The organism is Cupriavidus sp. 05N39 (assembly GCF_056397325.1).
This window is the reverse complement of the sequence record NZ_JBFTNE010000208.1, coordinates 1-3,945: the sequence shown is the minus strand read 5'-3', so window position 1 is coordinate 3,945 and position 3,945 is coordinate 1. Positions and strand designations below refer to the sequence as shown.

Annotated in this window: 4 protein-coding genes; 1 reads left to right on the top strand and 3 read right to left on the bottom strand. The window is 65.7% G+C overall.

From position 1 onward, the window contains the following. The 3 genes from AC1DN0_RS40475 to AC1DN0_RS40465 form a co-directional block, all read right to left on the bottom strand. The coding region (locus tag AC1DN0_RS40475) for a 3-keto-5-aminohexanoate cleavage protein (protein ID WP_477146571.1) at positions 1 to 158 on the bottom strand (158 nt) is incomplete at its 3' end. 60 nt (positions 159 to 218) lie between these two features. Then, positions 219 to 1,067 carry a TauD/TfdA dioxygenase family protein gene (locus AC1DN0_RS40470; RefSeq protein WP_441637600.1) on the bottom strand — a complete coding sequence of 283 codons (849 nt, stop codon included), beginning with the start codon at positions 1,065 to 1,067 and terminating at the stop codon, positions 219 to 221. A gap of 9 nt (positions 1,068 to 1,076) precedes the next feature. Next, positions 1,077 to 2,057 (bottom strand): quinone oxidoreductase family protein, encoded by a 981-nt coding sequence (locus AC1DN0_RS40465; protein ID WP_441637598.1) that lies wholly within the window; start codon positions 2,055 to 2,057, stop codon positions 1,077 to 1,079. 243 nt (positions 2,058 to 2,300) lie between these two features. Between AC1DN0_RS40465 and AC1DN0_RS40460 the strand changes: the two genes are divergently transcribed. Further along, on the top strand, positions 2,301 to 3,945 hold a 1,645-nt coding region (locus AC1DN0_RS40460; RefSeq protein WP_477146570.1), incomplete at its 3' end, for a winged helix-turn-helix domain-containing protein.

Below are 3,945 nucleotides of genomic sequence, written 5' to 3'. Positions count from 1 at the left end.
GCGTTGTAGCAGTCAACGGCCTTTTGCACCTGTTCCTCCATCGTCACCGGAATGTCTTCGGGGAAATCCGCCGGCATCCACTCGGGGCCGTAAGGCGCCACGGTGATGACCACTTTGTCCTGGTTTTCGGGGTGCAGGGAATCGTCGAGGAATTGCATGTTTAGTCCTTGTCGGGTTGGGGCAGAGTCAATTGCGCCAGGTCTGTCTGTTCTAGCCGCTTAAAACGGTATGTCGCCAATGATCCCGGCGCGCTCCATCTTGCGATAGCAGGGGGGGTAGTCCATGACGGCGTAGTGCTGGGTCGAGCGGTTGTCCCAGATCGCCACGCTGTTTGGCTGCCAGCGCCAGCGCACCTGGTACTCGGGGATATTGGCCTGGCTGACCAGGTAGTTGAGCAGCAGGCCGGCGCCCGGATTGGCGTCCTGGCCGAAGCGCACGCGCTGCGGCGTGTGGTAGTTGGTGAAGTGCGTCGTGAAGGCGTTGACAAACAGCACCTTCTCGCCGGTCTCGGGATGCGTGCGCACCACCGGATGCTCGGCATCGGGATACTGTGCCTTCAATGCCAGGCGTTTCTCGAGGGGCATGGCAGCGCCGAAGCTGGCCTCGATGCTGTGGCGGGCACGCAGGTCCGCGATCTGGCTCTTGATGTGTTCGGGGAGGTTCTCATAGGCCAGGACCATGTTTGCCCACATGGTATCGCCGCCTACCGGCGGGCCCTCCACGCAGCGCAGCACGCAGCCGAAGGGCGGCGCCACGCGCCAGGTGGCGTCGGTGTGCCAGGCGTTTTCGTAGCGGTCGTTCGGCTGGTCCGGGTTTTTGTAGATCCGCACCAGGCCCGGATGTTCGGGGTCGCTGCCGGCTACCGGGTGGTCTTCCAGCTCGCCGAAAAGGCGGGCAAAGGTAACGTGTTCGGCGCGCGTCATGTCCTGGCCGCGCAGGAACAGCACGCGATGCCGGAGCAGCGCGGCACGGATTTCCGCAAACAGGCCGGCATCGTGAATGGCGTCGGCCAGCTTGATGCCAACCAGTTCGGCGCCGATGGCACAGGTGAGTGGTTCGATACGCATGGTGATCTCTTAGATCGTGAAAACCGAGGAGCCGGTGGTCTTGCGCGATTCCAGGTCCCGGTGGGCTTGCGCCGCGTCCTGCAGGGCGTAGCGCTGGTTGATTTCGATCCGGATGCGCCCGGCCGCGACATGGCCGAACAGTTCGCCGGCCAGTTCGTTCTTTTCGGCGGGGTCGGCGATGTAGTCGGCCAGGGCGGGGCGGGTCAGGTAAAGCGAGCCCTTCATCGCCAGCAGTTGCGGGTTGAAGGGCGGGATCGGGCCGGAAGCCGTGCCCACGCAGACCATCAGGCCGCGGCGCTTGAGCGAATCCAGCGAAGCGTCGAAGGTGTCCTTGCCGACGCTGTCGAACACCACATTCACGCCGACGCCGTCGGTCAGTTCACGCACGCGCCCGGCCACGTCCTCGCGGCTGTAGTCAATGATGTGGTCACAGCCGTGGGCGCGGGCAACGGCCGCCTTGGCCTCGTTCGACACGGTGCCGATCACGGTGAGACCGAGCAGCTTTGCCCACTGGGAGACGATCAGTCCGACCCCACCGGCGGCAGCGTGCAGCAGGATGGTGTCGGTGGGCTTGAAGGCGTAGATGCGGCGCATCAGGTACGCGGAGGTCAGGCCGCGCATGGTCATGGCGGCGGCGGTCGCGCAATCGATGCCGGCGGGCAGCTTGATCAGTGCTGCGGCCGCGATCAGGCGCTCGGTGCTGTACGCGCCCAGCGTATTGAGAAAGCCGGTATAGGTGACGCGATCGCCGACCGCGACCTGGGTCACGCCGGCGCCGACGGCCTCGACCACGCCGGCGGCCTCGACGCCCATGCCGGCCGGCAGGGGCATCGGGTACAGGCCCGAGCGAAAGTACGTGTCGGCGAAATTCAGGCCCACCGCTTCATGGCGCAAGCGGACCTGCCCGGGACCGGGTTCGCCCACGGCGACCTCTTCCCAGCGCAGCACTTCGGGGCCGCCGGTTTCATGGATTCGAATGGCATGTGGCATGTTGATTCCTGTCTCTGATCGTTTTGGCGTTGATTCGGTTTACTTCGCTTCGCTGGTCCATGCCAGCCCGGCCGGGAGCCGTGCGAGACTTGCGTCCGGGCGCGTCCGCGCCATCGCGGCTTCACGCTTGATTGCCGGCATTGCATTCCCCGCTTGCGCGTCCTTGTGTTGATGGAATAGTAGGCGCGCGGCCTGGGGGTGCTCCCCCCAGTGGCGGGGGGGTGGGATACAGGGAAATCCCTGATGCGGGCTGGCAATGCGCCGGGCATGTCTATAATCGGCGACATTAGGTTGCCGATCCCCTCAATCCATCCGGCCAGCCTGGAAACATGCGGTTCTGCCGCAGGCACGCAGTGCGTCGGGATGTACATGCAACGGCACGCGCGGCCGCGCAGCATGCAAACATGGGAAGACTGCCGCGTCTACTTTCATTCGATGACAAATCCAACCAGCGGCGCTGGCGCGACCGCATCGGAATTGCTGCTCAAGACGAGTCCACCGCGCGCACCGCGCCATCTTCTTGCGCGCTCCCGGCTGGGCTCGGACGGCGAGCGCTTTCGCGACCGGCCTGTGACCATCGTGCAAGCGCCTGCCGGCTTCGGCAAGACGTCCCTGCTGATCCAGTGGCACCGCGAGTACATCATGCGCGGCAGCGCGGTTGCCTGGGTGTCGCTGGATGAGCACGACGATCCCGGGCGCCTGTTGCTGGGGCTGACGAGCGCGATTCGCTCAGGCTGCGGGCGGCCGGCGTTCGGCAAGAGCCTGCCGGAAGGGGAAGGATCGTCCCGCGGGTCGCTGGAAGGCTTCACCGCGTGGCTGGCGGAGATTGCGCACGTTGCGCTCGATATCGTTCTGATACTCGATGAAGCCGAGCGATTGCCGGATTCCAGCCGCGATGCGTTGATCTATGTGCTCAACAACCTGCCGCCCAACCTGCGCATCGTGGTGGCGGCGCGCAGCGGGTTCGACACGGTCGTCGACCGCCTTGGCCCTTATGGCCAGTGCGTGAAGGTCGATGCCGGGATGCTGCGTTTCCGCCTGGAAGAGACGATCGCACTGATCGGCAGCCACTTCGACGCCAGTGTCGAAGCCGACGCGTGCGCGAGGCTGCATGACGTGACCGAGGGCTGGCCGCTCGGCTTGCAGCTCGCGCTTTCGGCAATGTCCCTCGCCCCCGATCCCGTTGCCGCCATCGATGCCCTGGCAAACAGCACCGGCGGCATGCGCGAGCACTTCGTGACCGAGTTGCTCGCCCGGCTTACCGACGCGGATACCGGCTTTCTCATGCGCATCTCGATCGCGGATCTGCTGCATGCCGACCTTTGCCGCGCCGTGACGGCGATGGAGGATGCACCGGATCGCCTGGAGCGCCTCATGCGGGAAACGCCCCTGTTCGTCGTCGCCGACCAGAAGGGCGAGTGGTTCCGCATGCACGCCATGGCACGCGATGCGCTGCGCGCGCGGCTGACGGAACTGCCTGCGCAGGAGCTCGCCGGATTGCACGATCGCGCCATGCACTGGCTTGCCGATCATGGCATGACCGAAGCTGCCGCGCGCCACGCCTTTGCCAGCGGCCAGCGCGAGACTGCCTATGGCCTGGCGCAACGCTGCCTGCACGAGGCGGCGACCCGCGGCCACTTGTCAGCCGTGCTCGAATGGCTCGAGTGGCTGCCCGAGTCCGAGCTGGACAAGCATCCACGCCTGCGTCTTGCCGCGGCATGGGCGCTGGCGCTGAGCGAGCGTCATCAGCAGGCCGAGGCGCAAGTGCGCAAAATCCTCCACCACGCGACACCGGACGACGCCATGCGCTACGAGATCGATCTGATCCTGAGCGCCGCCGCCTATTACGCGGACGAGCCGGATTCCTATTACGCGGACGAGCCGGATT